The sequence below is a fragment of the Pleomorphomonas koreensis DSM 23070 genome (assembly GCF_000425185.1).
Lineage (GTDB): Bacteria > Pseudomonadota > Alphaproteobacteria > Rhizobiales > Pleomorphomonadaceae > Pleomorphomonas > Pleomorphomonas koreensis.
Genome location: NZ_AULH01000009.1, coordinates 78,713 through 96,302 on the forward strand (window position 1 = coordinate 78,713; position 17,590 = coordinate 96,302).

Here is a 17,590-nt window from a genome sequence, read left to right on the forward strand (position 1 = left end):
ACGAGTTTGAACAAACGCGGTTAACGGGCCGGTAACCGTCAGCGGGAGGGCGTGGCGGCCGAATCTCCGGCCCGGCCGAAGCGCTGGACGATGCGATCGGAGAGTTGCGCACCCTCGGCGAAATAGCGCTGGAGCACGGCGCGCGCCGCCGGCGTGCAGCGCCGATGGGCGATGGCGAAGGTGCGCTGGCCGCGGTTGAAGGCCTCGACATAGGGGCGGCGGGCCGGTCCGTCGAGGCCTTGGGCGTCGATCAGGGCGGCCATCTTGCCGCGCCATTCGGCGGCGGCCGGGCCGCCGCACAGGCTGTCGAGATAGGCGGCCGCGCCGAGCACTTCCGAAAGGCGCGTGAGGTCGGCCTGATAGGGCGGCGGCGCATCGGCGGCAAGAAGCGGCGTCGCCGCCGACAGCGCCGCGAGCACGGCCAGAATCTTCAGCACGTATGCCCCCTTTCGGTCGCCGCTGCCGATGGCCGCATTCTGGACCGTCCGTACGGCCGGAGCAAGGATGGCGCCTCAGCCGACAGTTGCCCGCGTACGGGCGATGAAGTCGGCCAGCCCCGGCGTGACCGGGAAATCGGCGATCTGTTCCGGCCGGATGAAGCGGGCGGAGACGGCGTCCGAGGCGGCTACGGGCTCGGCGCCGGCCGCCGCCGTTGCCGCGAAGACGATCAACACGTAATGGCGCACCGTGGCGCCGTCGTCTCCGGCCAGAATCACCTCGTGCACCAGCGGCGCGCCGGCGATCGCGATTTCGAGCCCGGTCTCCTCCATCACCTCGCGGCGGGCGGCGGCGTCCAGGGATTCGCCCCATTCGAGATGGCCGCCGGGAAAGCTCCACACCCGTCCGAACGGGTCGCCGGAACGCTCGACGATCAGCACCTCGTCGCCGCGCCAGACGCCGACGCTGACGCCGATGCGGGGTCGGGGATCGGGGGAGGGCACGGCGTCAGCCGAACAGCGCGTCGACGGCCGACTGGGCGTCGCCGGTGTCCTCGGTGACCATAGTCCTCACCGGCGCGCCGTTGATCAGGCCCATGGCATGGGCGAGCAGCGGCTTGAGGCGCATTTCCGAGAGGTCGGTCAACTGCTCGATGGGCAGCGTGTCCATCGGCGCGTCGATGATCATCCGTTGCAGGTCGGCCATGGTGGCGTCGAGCCGGGCGACGGTGTCGTCGAACACCCGCCGCCGTTCCGGGTCCGAGACCTCGTAGGCGGCGATGGCGAGGTCGCGTTCCTTGAAGTGCGACCGGCGGAAATGCTCGACGTAGGAGCGCGGCTGCCAGGCGACGACGTCGGGCGCGCAGTCCGGCATCATTGGCAGCATGTCGATCAGCATCACCACTTCGTTGAAATGGTTGAGGTAATCGGTGGCGAGGCCGGTGTCGGGGTGGATGTTGGCGGCAACGAGGCGGTCCGGAGAGAAACGGGTCTCCGGTCTCACGAGTTCCTCCGTGCCCGCCGTGGCCCCCAATTCGTCCCCCGCGCCGAAAAAATGCGTTGGTGGGAAACATACAGCGGTCAAGGTTGCCAAATAGCTTACGCCGGCATTTGTTTCCCCATGGGCAAAACGGCTAAGACTGTCGTTCCCGCAGGTTGCTCGGAGTCGATATCGGATGTGCGGCCGCTTTGTGCTGGTTCCCTCGCTGAGGGCGATGCAGAACCTGTTCGGATACCGCGTGGATCCGGAGTATCCGGCGCGTCTTCTCGACGCCGGCCACCGCTACAACATCGCGCCGACCCAGCCGATCGCCGTGATCGATGCCGGGCTCGACGGCGTCAGGCACGTCCGTCTGGTGCGCTGGGGCCTGATTCCTTCATGGGCCAAGGAGGCGAAGACGCAGTCGCTGCTGTTCAACGCCCGCGCCGAGACGGCGGCCGACAAGCCGTCCTTCCGCAACGCCATGCGCCACCGCCGCTCGCTCGTTCCCGCCTCCGGCTTCTACGAGTGGCGGAAGATGGGCGCCTCCAGGATGCCCTATTACATCCGCCCGCGCGATGGCTCGCTGATGGCCTTCGCCGGCCTCTCGGAAACCTGGCTCGGCGCCGAGGGCAGCGAGATCGACAGCGGCGCCATCATGACCACCTCGGCCAACCGGCTGATGGCTTCGCTGCACGACCGCATGCCGGTGATCCTCGATCCGAAAGACTGGGACGAATGGCTCGACTGCGGCAGCCGCCGGCCGCAGGACGTCGCTCACCTGCTGCGGCCCGCCCCCGACGATCTCCTGGAGGCGATCCCGGTCAGCGAGCGCGTCAACAGCGTCGGGAGCGACGGCGAGGAGCTGATCGCCCCGCTGGCCGAGCCGCTGGTCGCCGACGCCGCGCCGAATGAAACGAAGCCGGACCCTGACGACGAACCGCCGGCCCAGGGCAGCCTGTTCTGAGGGATCAGGCCGCCGAGAACAGCCGCGCCGTCTCGTCGACGGCGTCGGATGCAATCTCGACGCTCTCGCCGACCACCTTCGCCTTGCCCTCGGCGATCAGCCTGAGGGCGAGGGGATAGAGGCGGTGCTCGGCGGTCAGCACGCGGGCGGCGAGGCTGTCCGGCGTGTCGCCGGCCACCACCGGCACGGCCGCCTGGGCGACGATCGGCCCGACGTCCATCTCCGGCCGCACGAAATGCACCGTGCAGCCGGTCAGCTTGACGCCGTCGGCGAGCGCCCGCTCGTGAGTGTGGAGGCCGCGATAGGCCGGCAGCAGCGACGGATGGATGTTGATCAGCCGGTCGTGCCAGCGCTCGATGAAGGCCGGCGAGACGATGCGCATGAAGCCGGCGAGGCAGACGAAGTCGACGCCGCGGGCGATGAGGGCGTCGGTCACCGCCGCCTCGAATTCCGCCTTGGAGGCATGCGCCTTGTGGTCGACGGTGACGGCCGGAATGCCGCGTTCACGGGCAAAATCGAGGCCGCCGGCATCGGGCCGGTTGGAGAGCACGCAGCGGATTTCGGCCGGAAAGGCCGGATCCCGCGCCGCCTCGACCAGCGCCGCCATGTTGGAGCCACGCCCGGAAATCAGAATGCCGACCTGAAGCTTGCCCATGCCGCTCATCGCCCTCAAATCGCCAGCTCGCCCTCGAACAGCGTGCGCGGCCCCTCGGGATCGGCGACCATCTCGCCGAAGCGGACGACGCTTTCGCCGGCTGCCGTCAGCGCGGCGGCGACGCGCTCGGCGTCGTCCGGCGCCACCACGGCGATCATGCCGATGCCGCAGTTGAAGGTGCGCACCAGCTCGGCCTGATCGAGGCCGCCGACCTCGGCCAGCCAGCCGAACACCTTGGGCACCGCGACGGCCGAAAGGTCGATGCGGGCCGAGACGCCAGCCGGCAGCACGCGCGGGATGTTGTCGACGAAGCCGCCGCCGGTGATATGGGCGAGCGCCTTGATGGCGCCGGTCTCGCGCTGGGCGGCGAGCACGGACTTGACGTAGATGCGGGTCGGCACGGTCAGCGCCGCGCCGAGCGTTTCGCCGGCCGAGAACGGCGACGGATCAGCGTAGGAAAGGCCCGACCGTTCGACGATCTTGCGGACCAGCGAGAAGCCGTTGGAATGGACGCCCGACGAGGCGATGCCGAGGATGACGTCGCCCGCCTGGACCGTGTCGCGCGGCAGCACGCCGTCGCGCTCCACGGCGCCGACCGCGAAGCCGGCCAGATCGTAGTCGCCGTCCTTGTACATGCCGGGCATCTCGGCCGTCTCGCCGCCGATCAGCGCGCAGCCGGCCGTCTTGCAGCCCTCGGCGATGCCGGCCACCACCTCGGCGGCGGTGTCGACGGACAGGCGGCCGGTGGCGAAATAGTCGAGGAAGAACAAGGGTTCGGCACCCTGGACGACGAGGTCGTTGACGCTCATCGCCACGAGGTCGATGCCGACGAAGCCGTGGATGCCCGCCTCGATGGCGACCGCCAGCTTGGTGCCGACGCCGTCGTTGGCGGCCACCAGCACGGGATCGCGGAACTTGCAGGCGGCGAGGTCGAACAGGCCGCCGAAGCCGCCGATCTCGGCGTCGGCGCCCACCCGCCGCGTCGCCTTGACCAGCGGCTTGATGCGGTCGACGAGGGCGTTGCCGGCGTCGATGTCGACGCCCGCGTCGCGATAGGTGAGCCCGTTCCTGCCGTTCATGGAGCCGCGCGCCTCCGGTTCGATGGATATCCGGCAAGAAGCCGAAACAGAGGCAAATGACAAGTCCAAACTGTGATTTTCCCGCCTCCGGCGCCGGCAAAGCGGCGGCTTGGCCGGAGGTCGGTCTTGGAAAGCGCTGTCGCGATGCTCAAATGAAGCAGGACTTTCAGCCGGGGCTGACCTTGACCATACCCAATCTCATCACGCTGGCTCGCCTGATCGCCGTTCCGGTGATCATCCTGCTGCTGCTCGACGGCGACTTCGGCTGGGCCTTCGCCGTGTTCGTGATCGCCGGCATCTCCGACGGCGTCGACGGCGCCATCGCCCGCCACGTGCCGGGGCAGGCGAGCGAGCTTGGCCGCCTGCTCGACCCGGTGGCCGACAAGGCGCTGCTCGTCTCGATCTTCGTGGTGCTGGCCGCCACCGGCCATGCGCCGATGTGGCTCGCCGTGCTGGTGGTCAGCCGCGACGTGCTGATCGTCGGCGGCGTCATCCTGTCCTGGCTGGCGTCTAGGCCGGTGCCGATCGTGCCGCTGATGATCTCCAAGGCCAACACGGCGGCGCAGATCGTCTATGCCGCGCTGCTGCTCGCCGTCCTCGGCCTCGCATGGCAGTTCGGGCCGCTTGTGGATATCATGGTCTGGGTGGTGGCGGCCTTGACCCTGGTCTCCGCCGCCGCCTACGTCAAAAGCTGGCTGGCGTTCATGCAAGGGTGAGGGCGGCGCGTGAAGCTCAGGAACACGGTTCTCTTCTGGACTGGGGCAGCCCTCGCCTTCGGCCTGCTGCTCTACGTCTTCTCGTCGATCCTGCTGCCCTTCGTCGCCGGCATGGCGCTCGCCTATCTGCTCGATCCGGTCGCCGATCGTCTCGAACGGCTCGGCCTGTCGCGGGCGGTGGCGACGGCGGTGATCCTCGTGCTGTTCATTCTGCTGGCGCTGCTGGCGCTGATGATCATCGTGCCGGTGCTCGGCAGCCAGTTGCAGGGCCTGATCGCCAACATGCCGACCTATCTCGACGCCGCCCAGCGCTGGCTGAGCCACGAGGCGGGTACGCGCGTCTTCAAGGCCCTGCGCATCTCGGCCACCGACATCCGCGGCTCGCTCGGCGCGCTGTTCAGCGACAGCTCGGCCATCGTGACGACGCTGCTGTCCTCGGTGTGGAACGGCGGCCAGACGTTGATCTCGGTGATCTCGCTCCTGGTGGTGACGCCGGTGGTCGCCTTCTACATGCTGCTCGACTGGGACCGCATGGTCAAAACCATCGACGACAACCTGCCGCGTCATCATCGCGAGACCATCCGGGCGCTGGCCAGCGAGATGAACACCAACGTCGCCAACTTCGTGCGCGGCCAGGTGTCGGTGTCGGCGCTGCTCGGCCTGTTCTACGCCGTGTCGCTGTCGCTGGCCGGCCTGTCCTTCGGCCTGCTGATCGGCCTCGTCGCCGGACTGATCAGCTTCATCCCCTATCTCGGCTCGATCGTCGGCGGCGGCCTCGCCATCGGCGTGGCGCTCTACCAGTTCTGGCCGGACTGGACGTGGATCTCCGTCATCGTCGGGATCTTCGCGGTTGGCCAGTTCATCGAGGGCAACATCCTCCAGCCCAAGCTGATCGGCTCGTCGGTCGGCCTGCATCCGGTCTGGCTGATGTTCGCGCTGTTCGCCTTCGGCACGCTGTTCGGCTTCGTCGGCCTGCTGGTGGCCGTGCCGGCGGCGGCGTCGGTGGCCGTGCTGGTCCGCTTCGCCTTCGCCCAATACCGGGCAAGCCCCTTCTACAGTCTCGATCCCGAGATCGCCGCGTCGTCGCCGATCGACCGGATCGCCCCGCCGCGCGAGGATGCCGCGCCATGAGCCGGTCGAAGCCGCGCCAGCTGCCGCTCGCCATGCCGCACCAGGCGTCGATGAGCCGCGAGGACTTTCTGGTCGGCGAGGGCAACCGCGAGGCGGCCGCCTTCATCGACGCCTGGCCCGACTGGCCGGCCTCGGTGGTGCTGCTGATCGGGCCGAACGGCTCGGGCAAGACGCATCTCGTCAACATCTGGGCGGGCCGGAGCCGCGCCGCTGTCGTCGCCGCCGCCGATCTCGCCACCGCCGACCCGACGGCGCTCGTCGCCACCGGCGCCGTCGCCGTCGAGGACGCCGACGATCCCGCCCTCGACGAGAAGGCGCTGTTCCATCTGTTCAACGCGGTGCGCGGCCGCGGCGCCTCGATGCTGATCACCGCCCATGCCGTGCCCGCCGCCTGGGGGCTGACGCTGCCCGACCTGATGTCGCGTCTCAGGGCCGCCCAGCCGGCCTTCCTCGGGCCGCCCGACGACGCGCTTCTGGAACAGGTGATGGTCAAGCTGATCGCCGACCGCCAGCTGGCCATCGACGCTGGCGTGCTCGACTATATCCTCGTCCGCATGGAGCGGTCGTTCGCCGCCGCCTGCACTCTGGTGGAAGCTCTCGACCGCGAGTCGCTGGCCCGCGGCCGCCGTATCACCAGGGCGATCGCCGCCGAGGTGCTGTCGCCCGAGACGGAGAGCTGATCGGAAAATCCCCAGCCGTCGAAGGAATTGTGATCGCACGACGGCGCCGTAGACAAACTGTCACATAGCTGGTGCATGGATTTGGGCCGTAAGCTAGACTGGGGTCGGCGGCCGGTCCGTTTGGGGGAACGGGCGCCAGCCCCGCCTGCGCGAGGGTCGTGGAAATGAGCGAGTCGGATGCAGCCGTGAGCGAGACGATCGAGGCCGAAACCGGCTCTGCGCCGGCGCTGACCATGGAATCGCCCGAGCGGTTCATCAATCGCGAAATCTCCTGGCTCGGCTTCAATCGCCGCGTGCTGGAAGAATCGGAGAACCCCGCCCATCCGCTGCTGGAGCGGCTGCGCTTCCTGTCGATTTCCGCCAACAACCTCGACGAATTCTTCATGGTGCGCTTCGCCGGCATCAAGGGTCAGGTGCGCGAGCGGGTCACCACCCGTTCCGACGACGGCCTGACGCCGGCCGAGCAGATGACGGTGATCTCGGCCGCCGCCGCCCGGCTGGCCGATGCCCAGCAGGCCCGCTGGCGCGAGCTGCGCACCGAGATCGACAAGGCCGGCATCATCATCGTCAATCCAGACAGGCTGACCGCCGACGACGAGGTGTGGCTCGAAGACTATTTCCTGTCGTCGATCTTCCCGGTGCTGACGCCGCTGGCCGTCGATCCGGCCCATCCCTTCCCGTTCATTCCCAACCTCGGCTTCTCGATCGTCCTCGACCTGGTGCGCGTGCGCGGCAATGAGAGCATGGTGGCGCTGATCCGCATGGCCGCCAAGATCGACCGCTTCGTCCGCCTGCCCGACGACGGCGCCCATTCCGGCCCGATGCGCTTCATCCTGCTGGAACAGGTGGTGACGATGTTCATCGGCCGCCTGTTCCCCGGCTACACGGTGCGCGGCCAGGGCAGCTTCCGCATCCTGCGCGACAGCGACCTCGAAGTTGAGGAAGAGGCCGAGGATCTGGTCCGCCTGTTCGAGACGGCGCTGAAGCGCCGCCGCAAGGGGCTGGTCATCCGCGCCGAGTTCGAGCGCTCGACGCCGCTGGCGCTGCGCCAGCTGGTCACCGAGGCGGTCGGCTGCATGCCCGACGAGGTGCAGCTCCTCGACGAGATGCTGGCCATCAACGATCTCAGCCAGCTCGTCGGCCTCGACCGGCCCGACCTCAAGTTCGAGCCCTACGCGCCGCGCTATCCCGAGCGCATCCGCGAGCATGCCGGCGACGCCTTCGCCGCCATCCGCCAGAAGGACCTGATCGTCCACCACCCCTACGAGTCCTTCGACGTGGTGGTGCAGTTCCTGCGTCAGGCGGCCGCCGACCCCGACGTCGTCGCCATCAAGCAGACGCTCTACCGCACCTCCAACGACAGCCCGATCGTCCGCGCGCTGATCGAGGCGGCCGACGCCGGCAAGTCGGTGACGGCGCTGGTCGAGCTGAAGGCCCGCTTCGACGAGGAGGCCAACATCCGCTGGGCGCGCGACCTCGAACGGGCCGGCGTGCAGGTGGTGTTCGGCTTCTTCGAGCTGAAGACCCACGCCAAGATGTCGCTGGTGGTGCGCCGCGAGGGACAGCAGCTCACCTCCTACTGCCACCTCGGCACCGGCAACTACCACCCGATCACCGCCAAGATCTACACCGACCTCAGCTATTTCACCGCCAACCGGATCATCGCCCAGGACGTGGCGCGCATCTTCAACTTCATCACCGGCTATGCCGAGCCGCAGTCGCTGAACGCGCTGGCGATGAGTCCGCTGACGCTGCGCAAGACGATCATCGACTGCATCGGCCGCGAGATCGAGCACGTCCGGGCCGGCCGGCCGGGCCAGATCTGGATGAAGATGAACTCGCTGGTCGACGCCGACATCATCGACGCGCTCTACGAGGCGAGCCAGGCCGGCGTCTCCATCGACATCGTGGTGCGCGGCATCTGCTGCCTGAGGCCGCAGATCCCCGGCTTCTCCGACAACATCCGCGTCAAGTCCATCGTCGGCCGCTTCCTGGAGCACAGCCGCATCTTCTGTTTCGGCAGCGGCCAGGCGCTGCCCAACCCGCGCGCCACGGTCTACATCGGCTCGGCGGACATGATGCCGCGCAATCTCGACCGCCGCGTCGAGGTGCTGGTGCCGCTGACCACCGAAACCGTGCACGCCCAGGTTCTCGACCAGATCATGGTCGCCAACCTTCGCGACAACCAGCAGAGCTGGCGTCTCCTGTCAGACGGCAGTCACGAACGCATTGTGCCGGCGCCGGGCGAGGAGCCCTTCAATACGCACCGGTATTTCATGACCCATCCATCTCTATCGGGACGTGGACACTCGCTTGAAAAAGACGCACCCAAGTCTATTGCCGGACGGCACCAAAAGCACCTGCCGATGTGAGGCTCCCGGCCGGTTGCCCGGCCACGGTCCGGTATCGGTGATCGACATCGGCTCCAACTCCGTCCGCATCGTCATCTACGAGCGCCTGTCGCGGGCGCCGACCATGCTGTTCAACGAAAAGATCCTGGCCGGGCTCGGCAAGGGGCTGGCGGCCACCGGGCGGATGAACGCCGCCTCGGTGGATCAGGCGCTCGCCGCCATCCGCCGCTTCAAGCTCCTGGCCGAGCAGAGCGGGTCGGTGGAGACCTATATCCTCGCCACCGCCGCCTCGCGCGACGCGGAAAACGGCCCGGAGTTCCTGAAGGCCGTCGAGGAGATCTGCGGCGTCAAGGTCAACCTGCTGTCGGGCGCCGACGAAGCACGCCTCTCCGCCCTCGGCGTCATGTCCGGCATCAACAGGCCGGAAGGCATCGTCGGCGACCTCGGCGGCGGCAGTCTGGAACTGGTCCGCATCGAGAATGGCGCCGTCGGCGTCGGCCGCACCTATCCGCTCGGCGGCATTCGCTTGTGGGAAGCCTCGGAAGGCTCGATCCGCAAGGCCGAGAAGATCGTCGCCGACGCCCTCGAACCGGCCATCGTGCAGATGCCCTGCACCGGTCTGCCGTTCTTTGCGGTGGGCGGCACCTGGCGCTCGCTCGCCCTCCTGCACATGTACGAGACCGGCTATCCGCTGCACGTCATGCACAACTACGCCATCAAGGCGGAGGAGGCGCTGGAGTTCGCCCGCATCGTGGCGCGGCGCGACCCCGAGACCATCGACCAGATCGAGGTGGTGTCGCGGCCCCGCCGGGTGCTGCTGCCCTACGGCGCGCTGGTGCTGGAACAGGTGATCCGGGCCATCCGTCCCTCGCATGTGGTGATCTCCGCGCTCGGCGTGCGCGAAGGCTATCTCTTCGAGCGCCTGACGGCCGAGGAGCAGGCCAAGGATCCGCTGATCGAGGCCACCTCGGAACTCAACTGGGTGCGCTCGCGCTCGCCGCGCCACGCCAAGGAACTGGTCTCCTGGTCGGAAGCCGCCTTCGCGCTGCTCGGCATCGACGAGACCGCCGACGAGAAGCGTTACCGGGCGGCGGCCTGCCTCGTTTCCGATATCGGCTGGCGCGCCCATCCCGACTATCGCGGCGAGCAGAGCCTCGGCATCCTGTCCAACGCCTCCTTCGTCGGCATCGATCATCCCGGCCGCGCCTATCTGGCGCTCGCCGTCTTCTACCGCCATGTCGGCCTCGTCGACGACGCGGTCAGTCCGCGCATCCGCGAACTGGCGTCGACCCGTCTCAAGGAGCGGGCGCGGACGCTGGGCGCCGTGCTGCGCGTCGCCTATCTGGTCACCGCTTCGATGCCTGATGTGCTGCCGCGCACCGCTCTTTCCATCGACGGCGATCGCCTGGTCCTTGAGCTGCCGGCCGATCTCGCCGACCTCGCCGGCGAACGCCTCGCCAAGCGCGTCGTGCAGCTCGCCAAGATCGGCGGCTTCAAGGACGGCGTCATCCGGGTGGCGGGGTAGGGAGCCTATAAAAGCTAGGCGGGTCGCTCAGAACTTTTTGACGAGGCCCGCCTGCTTCATGATGGCATTGGCCGTGTGGCGGGACATGCAGGAGCGGTCCACGGTGAAGGTTTGGTTGGTGATGGGGCTGAACCAGATTTCGTGATCGCCCTTGCCTGCCCGTTTGAAGGTGCAGCCGGCCGTCTTCAGGGTTTCGACGATCTCCGCATAGAAGCCGCGGACCATGGTCAGGCAGCGGTCCTGCCGCCGAGCGACAGGCGCGACACGACGCAGAGATCAACGTTGTCGGCCTTGCGGATGTCGCCGGCCAGCAGATGCGCGTTCTCGGCCAGCAGCTCCGGCACCACAGCGCGGATGCGGCCGGTAAGGGCGTCAAGCGTCGACGCCTCGGTGACGAGGCCGGGCACATCGTCGCTGGTGGCAACCCAAACCTTCGCCTCGTCGTCCCATTCGGCCGTGACGGTCAGCTTTGCCATGGGTGTTCTCCGGGCCGGAAGGCTTCGCTTGTCAGAATAGCAGATCCGGTGGCCTTGCCCAACAAGGGCTGAAACCGCCTCACCGCTCGATGGCGATGATCTTCTTGCCGTCGAAGGTGATGGCGAGCTGGCCGCGCTTCAGCTTGAGGGCCTGTTCGCCGAACATCTCTCGCCGCCAGCCGCGCATCGCCGGCACGTCGGCGTCGTCGGAGACGGCGATGTCCTCGAGGTCGTCGGTGGTGGCGATCACCTTGGCGGCGACGCCCTCGGCCTCGGACACCAGCTTCAGGAGCACCTTCATCAGGTCGATGGCGGCGCCGGTGCCCTCGGGCAGCTGGCGGTGGCGCGGCAGCTTCGGCCACTCCTCCTTGGGCGTGTCGAGGGCGCGGCGGACGGCGGCGAGGATCTCCTCGCCCGAGCGCGAGCGCTCCCAGCCCTTGGGGATGGTGCGCAACTGGCCGAGCGCCTCCGGCGTGGTCGGCGCCTGCGTGGCGACCTCGTAGATGCAGTCGTCCTTGATGACGCGCGAGCGCGGCACGTCGCGGCCCTGCGCCTCGCGTTCGCGCCAGGCGGCCACCTCCTTCAGGATGATCAGCTCGCGCGGCTTCTTGACGCGCATCTTCAGCCGCTGCCATGCCTCCTCGGGGTCGGTGCGATAGGTGTCGATAGAGGTCAGTACGCGCATCTCCTCGTCGACCCAGTCGGCTCGGCCGGCCTTGGCGAGGCTGTCGCGGAGATGGCGATAGACGTCGCGGAGATGGGTGACGTCGGCCTCGGCATAGTCGACCTGGCTCTGCGTCAGCGGCCGGCGTGACCAGTCGGTGAAGCGGTTCGACTTGTCGAGCACCACGCCGGTCACCCGCGCCACCAGCTGGTCGTAGGAGATGGAATCGCCGAAGCCGCAGACCATCGCCGCCACCTGCGTGTCGAACAGCGGCTCCGGCACGAAGCCGCCGAGATGCCAGACGATTTCGATGTCCTGCCGCGCCGCGTGGAACACCTTCAGCACCTTGGGATCGCGCATCAGCGCGAAGAAGGGCGTCAGATCGAGGCCGGGCGCCAGCGCGTCGACCACGAACACCTGTTCGGGACTGGCGAGCTGCACGACGCACAGCTTCGGCCAGAAGGTGCTTTCGCGGAGGAATTCGGTATCGACGGTGACGAAGTCGAAACGGGCGAGATGGGCGCAGGCGTCAGCGAGCGCGGAACTGGTGGTGATCATCGACATGGAAATCGTCTATAGCGCAGGAAAAGCGCTTTGTCGCGCGCCGGACGTTACGAATTGCAACCGATCCCGGACAACCGATTTAGCGCCGCTCCGCGAAGGCGGCCAGCGCCCGCCGGCGCGCCGCGTCATGCTCGACGATCGGCGGCGGATAGCCGGCCGGCGGCGACGGCGCGTCCCATGGCCGATGGATGAAGCGATCCGGCAAACCGGCGATTTCCGGCACGTAGCGGCGAACATAGGCGCCGTCCGCGTCGAACTTCTCGCCCTGCGCCACCGGGTTGAAGATACGGAAATAGGGCGCGGCGTCGGCGCCGGTACCGGCCACCCACTGCCAGCCGAACGGGTTGGAGGCGAAGTCGGCGTCGACCAGCGTATCCCAGAACCATTGCTTGCCCCGCCGCCAGTCGATCATCAGATGCTTGACGAGGAACGAGGCAGCGACCATGCGGGCGCGGTTGTGCATGACGCCGGTCTGCCAGAGTTCGCGCATTCCTGCGTCGACGATCGGGTAGCCGGTGCGGCCGGCCGTCCAGGCGGCGAAGGCGGCTTCGTCGGTCCGCCAGGGAAAGCGGTCGAAGCCGGTCTGGAAATTGGCCGACGCCAGATCGGGAAAGCCGGCGAGGAGGTGCCAGGCGAACTCCCGCCAGCCGATTTCCGCCAGGAACTTCTCGGCCGCCTCGCTGGATGCCGCCTTCATCACCTCGTGGACGACGCGCGCTACGGCGATCTCGCCGAAACGAAGGTGCGGCGACAGGCGGGATGTGGCGCCGACAGCCGGATGGTCGCGTTCGGCGGCGTAGCGGGGAAGGCCGTTGTCGAGAAAGGCGAGGAGCCGCGCCTTGGCACCGGCTTCGCCGGGCGTCCAGCTTGCCGCGAGGCCCCCCGACCAGTCGGGATGCCGGGGACGCAGGTCGAGCGCGGCGAGCGGTTCGGAAGCGATGTCGCCACCGAAGAAGGCGGCGGTCATCGGCCGGTGCCGCAGCGCGGCGCGCGGGACGAGGTGCGGCCGGTGTGCCTTCCAGAACGGCGTGAACACGCGGAACGGCCCGCCGGTCTTGGTCCGGATGGCGCCCGGCTCGAACAGCAGCCAGCCGGGATGGCCGGTGACCGCGACGCCTTGCCGTCGCAGCTCCGCCGCCACGGCGTCGTCGATGTCGGCCCCGGCGCGATCGTAGCGGCGGTTGAAGTGCAGGCCGGCGGCGCCGAGGCTGGCGGCGATCTCCGGCAACTGGTGGCGCGGGTCGCCGCGCCTCAGGATCAGCCGGCCGCCCAGCCGCCGGAGGTCGGCGTCGAGGGCGGCAAGGCTGTTGTCGAGCCACCAGCGGGCGGCGGCGCCGAAGGGGCGCCGTTCGGTGCCGTCCTCCAGCACGAACAGGCAGACAAGCGGCCGGCCCGAGGCGATGGCCGCGTCGAGCGCCGGATGATCGGCAAGGCGCAGGTCGTCGCGGAACCAGACGATATCGGGCGCGCCGCTTTCCGTATCCGTCATGCCGCCCCTTCCGTCGCTCTTGCCAGTTGGCCGCAAACCGCCCCATATGGCGTGGACTATCAGGGCATCCTATCAGGAGGCATGGGAAATGACTCGTGATATTCCTGTCACGAATTTCTCATGCCACTGATGCAGATAAGAAATTCGTGAGTTTCTCAACGAGCGGATGCGTCGGCATCTTCGCGAGTTGGTATCACAAGGTGCTTTTCCGAGGGGACCGCCGGCCTTGCTCTCCGCATCCGACATCGTGCCGGCCGCCGCCGATGACCGTCCGCCGGCCGCCTTCGACGAACTGTTCAAGATCGGCATCGGGCCGTCGTCCTCGCATACCGTTGGGCCGATGCGCGCCGCCTTCGCCTTCCTGCAGCATCTCGGGCCGAGGCTGGCCGAGGTCACCCGCCTCACCGCCACCGCCTACGGTTCGCTCGCCTGGACCGGCAAGGGCCACGCCACCGACAAGGCGCTGATCCTCGGCCTCGCCGGCTTCCGGCCCGACGACATCGACCCTGACCTTGCCGGCGCGGCGATGGCCGGCATCCTCGCCGGCCGGCGCCTGACGCTGCCGGACGGCCGCGACATTTCCTTCGATGCCGACCGCGACGTCATCTTCGACTGCGTCGCCACCTTCGAGCGACATCCCAACGCCATGTGCTTTGCCGCTCATGACGCGGCCGGCGCGGAGCTGCTGTCCGAGGTCTGGTATTCGATCGGCGGTGGCTTCGTGTTGCGCGACGGCGAGACGGACGGCGGCGGCAGCGGCGCACCGCTACCCTGGCGCTACGGCACGGCCGCCGAGCTGCTGGCCCTGACGGCCGCCACCGGCCGGACCATCGCCGACATCGCCCTCGACAACGAGCGGGCACGCCGGCCGGGCGAGGACTGCCAGGCGTCTGTCGATCGCATCTCCGAAGCGATGTTCGCCTGCATCGACCGCGGCCTTTCCCAGGACGGCGAGCTGGACGGCGGCCTCGGCGTGCGCCGGCGGGCGCGGCGGCTCTACGAGCGGGGCCGCGAGCGCGAGGCCGGCAACGACCGCTCGCCGATGGCGGTGATGGACTGCGTCTCCTCCTTCGCCATCGCCGTCAACGAGGAGAACGCCGCCGGCGGCCGCGTCGTCACCGCGCCGACCAACGGCGCCGCCGGCGTGGTGCCGGCCGTGCTGCGCTACTATCGCGACTTCTGCGGCGGCGAACAGGACGGGATCCGCCAGTTCCTGCTGACGGCGGCGGCCATCGGCGGCCTCATCAAGCGCAACGCCTCGATCTCCGGCGCCGAGGTTGGCTGCCAGGGCGAGGTGGGCTCGGCGGCGGCCATGGCGGCCGCCGGCCTCTGCGCGGCGCTGGGCGGCAGCCCGGCCCAGGTGGAGAACGCCGCCGAGATCGCCATCGAGCATCACCTCGGCATGACCTGCGACCCGGTCGGCGGCCTGGTGCAGATCCCTTGCATCGAGCGCAATGCCTTCGGCGCCGTCAAGGCGATCAATGCCGCCTCGCTGGCGCTGGCCGGCGACGGCCGCCATGTCGTCAGTCTCGACGCGGCTATCGAGACCATGCGCCAGACCGGCCTCGACATGCAGAGCAAATACAAGGAAACCTCGCTCGGCGGCCTCGCGGTCAACGTCACGGCCTGCTGACGTCGGCCGGGCGTCCGTCGTCGAAGCCGATGTCCCGCCGGAGATGGGCGCTCAGCGCCTTGATATCACCACGCCCTCGGGCTCGTCGGCGATACCTTGCCCGCAGCCAGCAGATGACATGAGCAAGCATGATGGAAACTCCGGTCGGCTTCATTGCCGGTCGCAAATTTGTCGTGCTATGCAGGCGGGATGAAATGAAACATCTCCAATCATCACATGAAGGAGTTTCATGGATAGGCGACCGCTGCCGTCGATTGCTGCACTGAAGGCTTTCTGTGCCATCGCCGAAGTGGGCGGCTTCGGCCGTGCCGCCGAGCGACTGGGATCGACGCAGACGGCCGTCAGCCATCAGATCGCTCAACTGGAAGGCTGGATCGGCGGCGCGCTGTTCGAGCGCGGCCGCTTAGGCGCCCGTCTGACCCCGAAGGGCGCGCGGCTCTATCCATCGGTGGCGGAAGCGTTGCTTCGCCTCGAGGAGGCCTTGCGGACCGCCCGCGCCGATGCCGGCCGCAACAGGGTGGAGCTGTCGGTGACGCCGGAATTCTCCAGCCAGTGGCTGGCGCCGCGGCTGGCCGACTTCGTCAGGCGCTTTCCCGACGTCGAACTGGCGCTGTCGGTTGGCTACCAGACACCGGATTTCACGGCTGGACGTGCCGATCTGGCCATCCGGCTGGGCGGTGGCACTGTCGGCCTCGTCGCCGAACCGCTGACCGCCGACGACGAGTTCGCGGTCTGCGCGCCGTCGCTGGCCGGACGGCTGCCTAAGCGCCAAGCCTTTCTCGCGGCCCCCTGTCTGACCTACGACGGCGTCCGCCACACAGCGCTCGACTGGCAGCGCTGGTTCGAGCAGGTGGACGCCGAGAGCGCCGCCGCCGGCTTTGCCGATCAACTGGCGGCGGCCATATCCTTTCCGACCTTCGCCGACATGCTGGCCGCCTGTCGGCGCGGCGAGGGCTTCGCACTGGTGCGCAACTCGCTGGTCGACGCCGATCTCGGGGCCGGTACTCTGGTCCGCGCCTTCATCGAGAGCCAGCCGGCGCCGTTCAACTACAGCTTGATCTATCCACGGGCGTCGATTGAGAGCCCGGCGGCGCGCAGCCTTCGCGATTGGATCGTCGGCGCGGCGCGCGGGGAAGCCCACGCCGGCGCCTGAAGGCAAAAGGCGAGGTGGTCAGGGCGCTGGCGCGGGAGGGAATGGCTCGCCGGCAAGCGCGTCGGCCAGCTTGCCCATCAGGCGGACGAGCGTATCGAACTCCTCGGCGTCCCAGCTCTCGAACACGGCGCGGCCGAGCCGCTCGCGCGCCGCGTCGACCAGCGCCACGGTCGCCTTGCCCTTGTCGGTCGCCACCGCCTCGCGCACCCGCCGGTCGGCGGCGCTCTCCCGCCGCGCCACCAGGCCGAGGCTTTCGAGCTTGGCCACCTGCCGGCTGACGGTGGTGTGGTCGCGGCCGGCCCGGTCGGCCAGCTCGACGACGCCGATCGGCCCCAGGCGCTCGATGCCGACCAGCAGCGGGAACAGCGCCCGGTCGAGCGGGATACCGGCCTCGCGGATCAGCATCTCGTCGCGCTGCGGCCGGTTCATGACGCTGACGATGGTGAGCAGCGCGTCGTGCAGCCGACGCATCTGCCCTGAATCAGGTGTATTTCGCACGCTTTTTCTTGACCGCCCCCGTTGCCTCGGATATATGCGCATTATACACGCATCTGACGACGAAAGGAATGCCGCCATGCCGGTCCCGACAATTCCGTTGCGCCGCTGGGCGACGCCGCTGGTCATCGGCGCCTTTCTGCTGATGGCGGCGACCGGCATCCTGATGTTCTTCGAGATCGACAGTGGGCTGACCGTCGTGGTCCACCAGTGGTTCTCCTGGGCATTCCTGATCGGCGCCGGCGCCCACGTCGCCCTGAACTTCCGGCCGTTCCGCCATCATCTGAAATCCGCCTGGGGCAAGGCGAGCGTTGCCATCTTCGCGGCGGTGACGATCGCCGCGCTGTTCTCTTGGGGGATGGTCACCGGCCCGCAGATCAAGCGGCCGATCGAACTGGCGCTGGTGGATGCGCCGGTCGCCGCGCTGGCGGCGGTGACCCGCAACGCTCCGGAAGCGGTGATCGACCGTCTCGCCGGCCGGGGCATCGCCGCGGGCGGCGGCGACAGCATCCGCGACATCGCGCTCAGAAGCGGCGTCGACGAGAACCGTCTGCTCGCCATCGTCTTCTTCCTCGACTGACCCTCGCATCCACGGG

Annotated in this window: 19 protein-coding genes; 9 read left to right on the forward strand and 10 right to left on the reverse strand. The window is 68.5% G+C overall.

From position 1 onward, the window contains the following. Positions 1-38: 38 nt before the first annotated feature. The 3 genes from H512_RS23190 to H512_RS0108530 form a co-directional block, all read right to left on the reverse strand. Positions 39-437, reverse strand: coding sequence for a TIGR02301 family protein (locus tag H512_RS23190; protein WP_053239690.1), 399 nt, complete (start codon positions 435-437; stop codon positions 39-41). Positions 438-512: 75 nt separating this feature from the next. Beyond that, positions 513-941: an NUDIX hydrolase gene (locus H512_RS0108525; protein ID WP_026783094.1), complete on the reverse strand. Its 429-nt coding sequence runs from the start codon at positions 939-941 to the stop codon at positions 513-515. A gap of 4 nt (positions 942-945) precedes the next feature. After that, a complete protein-coding gene (locus H512_RS0108530) occupies positions 946-1,440 on the reverse strand; it encodes a hypothetical protein (RefSeq protein ID WP_026783095.1) in 495 nt (164 codons plus the stop codon). Between the two features lie 172 nt (positions 1,441-1,612). Between H512_RS0108530 and H512_RS0108535 the strand changes: the two genes are divergently transcribed. Then, complete coding sequence (locus tag H512_RS0108535; RefSeq protein ID WP_026783096.1) at positions 1,613-2,383, forward strand: SOS response-associated peptidase; 771 nt, start codon at positions 1,613-1,615, stop codon at positions 2,381-2,383. Positions 2,384-2,387: 4 nt separating this feature from the next. Here the strand turns inward: H512_RS0108535 and purN are convergent, their stop codons facing one another. Both purN and purM read right to left on the reverse strand, forming a co-directional pair. Continuing rightward, positions 2,388-3,038: a phosphoribosylglycinamide formyltransferase gene (gene purN / locus H512_RS0108540; RefSeq protein WP_026783097.1), complete on the reverse strand. Its 651-nt coding sequence runs from the start codon at positions 3,036-3,038 to the stop codon at positions 2,388-2,390. 14 nt (positions 3,039-3,052) lie between these two features. Continuing rightward, positions 3,053-4,117, reverse strand: a complete 1,065-nt coding sequence (purM, locus tag H512_RS0108545) for a phosphoribosylformylglycinamidine cyclo-ligase (RefSeq protein WP_036790771.1) — start codon at positions 4,115-4,117, stop codon at positions 3,053-3,055. Positions 4,118-4,269: 152 nt separating this feature from the next. Between purM and H512_RS0108550 the strand changes: the two genes are divergently transcribed. From H512_RS0108550 to H512_RS0108570, 5 genes are all read left to right on the forward strand, one after another. Next, positions 4,270-4,833 carry a CDP-alcohol phosphatidyltransferase family protein gene (locus tag H512_RS0108550; protein WP_342663953.1) on the forward strand — a complete coding sequence of 188 codons (564 nt, stop codon included), beginning with the start codon at positions 4,270-4,272 and terminating at the stop codon, positions 4,831-4,833. 9 nt (positions 4,834-4,842) lie between these two features. After that, positions 4,843-5,964, forward strand: coding sequence for an AI-2E family transporter (locus tag H512_RS23195; RefSeq protein ID WP_053239691.1), 1,122 nt, complete (start codon positions 4,843-4,845; stop codon positions 5,962-5,964). After that, a complete protein-coding gene (locus H512_RS0108560; protein ID WP_026783100.1) occupies positions 5,961-6,644 on the forward strand; it encodes an HdaA/DnaA family protein in 684 nt (227 codons plus the stop codon). Before H512_RS23195 ends, H512_RS0108560 begins: the two co-directional genes overlap by 4 nt. A 164-nt stretch (positions 6,645-6,808) precedes the next feature. After that, entirely contained in the window at positions 6,809-9,016 is a 2,208-nt protein-coding gene (locus tag H512_RS0108565) for an RNA degradosome polyphosphate kinase (RefSeq protein WP_026783101.1), read from the forward strand. A gap of 13 nt (positions 9,017-9,029) precedes the next feature. Beyond that, complete coding sequence (locus H512_RS0108570; RefSeq protein ID WP_026783102.1) at positions 9,030-10,520, forward strand: Ppx/GppA phosphatase family protein; 1,491 nt, start codon at positions 9,030-9,032, stop codon at positions 10,518-10,520. A gap of 27 nt (positions 10,521-10,547) precedes the next feature. On the opposite strand, the gene H512_RS0108575 is transcribed toward H512_RS0108570, so the two are convergent. The 4 genes from H512_RS0108575 to H512_RS0108590 form a co-directional block, all read right to left on the reverse strand. Then, entirely contained in the window at positions 10,548-10,745 is a 198-nt protein-coding gene (locus H512_RS0108575; RefSeq protein ID WP_026783103.1) for a type II toxin-antitoxin system HicA family toxin, read from the reverse strand. 2 nt (positions 10,746-10,747) lie between these two features. Next, positions 10,748-10,996 carry a DUF1902 domain-containing protein gene (locus tag H512_RS0108580; RefSeq protein ID WP_026783104.1) on the reverse strand — a complete coding sequence of 83 codons (249 nt, stop codon included), beginning with the start codon at positions 10,994-10,996 and terminating at the stop codon, positions 10,748-10,750. A 79-nt stretch (positions 10,997-11,075) separates the two neighbouring features. Then, complete coding sequence (rnd, locus tag H512_RS0108585; protein ID WP_026783105.1) at positions 11,076-12,224, reverse strand: ribonuclease D; 1,149 nt, start codon at positions 12,222-12,224, stop codon at positions 11,076-11,078. Positions 12,225-12,303: 79 nt separating this feature from the next. Then, on the reverse strand, positions 12,304-13,713 hold the full coding sequence (locus H512_RS0108590) for a cryptochrome/photolyase family protein (protein WP_026783106.1): 1,410 nt from the start codon (positions 13,711-13,713) through the stop codon (positions 12,304-12,306). Positions 13,714-13,960: 247 nt separating this feature from the next. Between H512_RS0108590 and H512_RS0108595 the strand changes: the two genes are divergently transcribed. Both H512_RS0108595 and H512_RS23200 read left to right on the forward strand, forming a co-directional pair. After that, the gene (locus tag H512_RS0108595; RefSeq protein WP_036790846.1) at positions 13,961-15,346 is read left to right on the forward strand and encodes an L-serine ammonia-lyase; all 1,386 of its coding nucleotides are present in this window, start codon (positions 13,961-13,963) and stop codon (positions 15,344-15,346) included. A gap of 229 nt (positions 15,347-15,575) precedes the next feature. Then, the gene (locus H512_RS23200) at positions 15,576-16,499 is read left to right on the forward strand and encodes a LysR substrate-binding domain-containing protein (RefSeq protein ID WP_053239692.1); all 924 of its coding nucleotides are present in this window, start codon (positions 15,576-15,578) and stop codon (positions 16,497-16,499) included. Positions 16,500-16,517: 18 nt separating this feature from the next. Here H512_RS23200 and H512_RS0108605 read toward each other — a convergent pair whose 3' ends face one another. Then, positions 16,518-16,970, reverse strand: a complete 453-nt coding sequence (locus H512_RS0108605; protein ID WP_245585375.1) for a MarR family winged helix-turn-helix transcriptional regulator — start codon at positions 16,968-16,970, stop codon at positions 16,518-16,520. A 103-nt stretch (positions 16,971-17,073) separates the two neighbouring features. Here H512_RS0108605 and H512_RS25705 point away from each other — a divergent pair, with 103 nt between their 5' ends. Continuing rightward, positions 17,074-17,574, forward strand: a complete 501-nt coding sequence (locus H512_RS25705) for a DUF4405 domain-containing protein (RefSeq protein WP_169507140.1) — start codon at positions 17,074-17,076, stop codon at positions 17,572-17,574. Positions 17,575-17,590 lie beyond the last annotated feature (16 nt).

What these genes read in the sequence shown, in the direction of transcription:
- H512_RS0108535 (WP_026783096.1), top strand. Translation starts at nt 1,613, where the DNA reads ATGTGCGGCCGCTTTGTGCTGGTTCCCTCGCTGAGGGCGATGCAGAAC.
- purN (WP_026783097.1), bottom strand. Translation starts at nt 3,038, where the DNA reads ATGGGCAAGCTTCAGGTCGGCATTCTGATTTCCGGGCGTGGCTCCAAC.
- H512_RS0108550 (WP_342663953.1), top strand. Translation starts at nt 4,270, where the DNA reads ATGAAGCAGGACTTTCAGCCGGGGCTGACCTTGACCATACCCAATCTC.
- H512_RS0108560 (WP_026783100.1), top strand. Translation starts at nt 5,961, where the DNA reads ATGAGCCGGTCGAAGCCGCGCCAGCTGCCGCTCGCCATGCCGCACCAG.
- purM (WP_036790771.1), bottom strand. Translation starts at nt 4,117, where the DNA reads ATGAACGGCAGGAACGGGCTCACCTATCGCGACGCGGGCGTCGACATC.
- H512_RS23200 (WP_053239692.1), top strand. Translation starts at nt 15,576, where the DNA reads ATGGATAGGCGACCGCTGCCGTCGATTGCTGCACTGAAGGCTTTCTGT.
- H512_RS25705 (WP_169507140.1), top strand. Translation starts at nt 17,074, where the DNA reads ATGCCGGTCCCGACAATTCCGTTGCGCCGCTGGGCGACGCCGCTGGTC.
- H512_RS0108590 (WP_026783106.1), bottom strand. Translation starts at nt 13,713, where the DNA reads ATGACGGATACGGAAAGCGGCGCGCCCGATATCGTCTGGTTCCGCGAC.
- H512_RS0108580 (WP_026783104.1), bottom strand. Translation starts at nt 10,996, where the DNA reads ATGGCAAAGCTGACCGTCACGGCCGAATGGGACGACGAGGCGAAGGTT.
- H512_RS0108605 (WP_245585375.1), bottom strand. Translation starts at nt 16,970, where the DNA reads ATGCGTCGGCTGCACGACGCGCTGCTCACCATCGTCAGCGTCATGAAC.
- rnd (WP_026783105.1), bottom strand. Translation starts at nt 12,224, where the DNA reads ATGTCGATGATCACCACCAGTTCCGCGCTCGCTGACGCCTGCGCCCAT.
- H512_RS0108575 (WP_026783103.1), bottom strand. Translation starts at nt 10,745, where the DNA reads ATGGTCCGCGGCTTCTATGCGGAGATCGTCGAAACCCTGAAGACGGCC.
- H512_RS0108565 (WP_026783101.1), top strand. Translation starts at nt 6,809, where the DNA reads ATGAGCGAGTCGGATGCAGCCGTGAGCGAGACGATCGAGGCCGAAACC.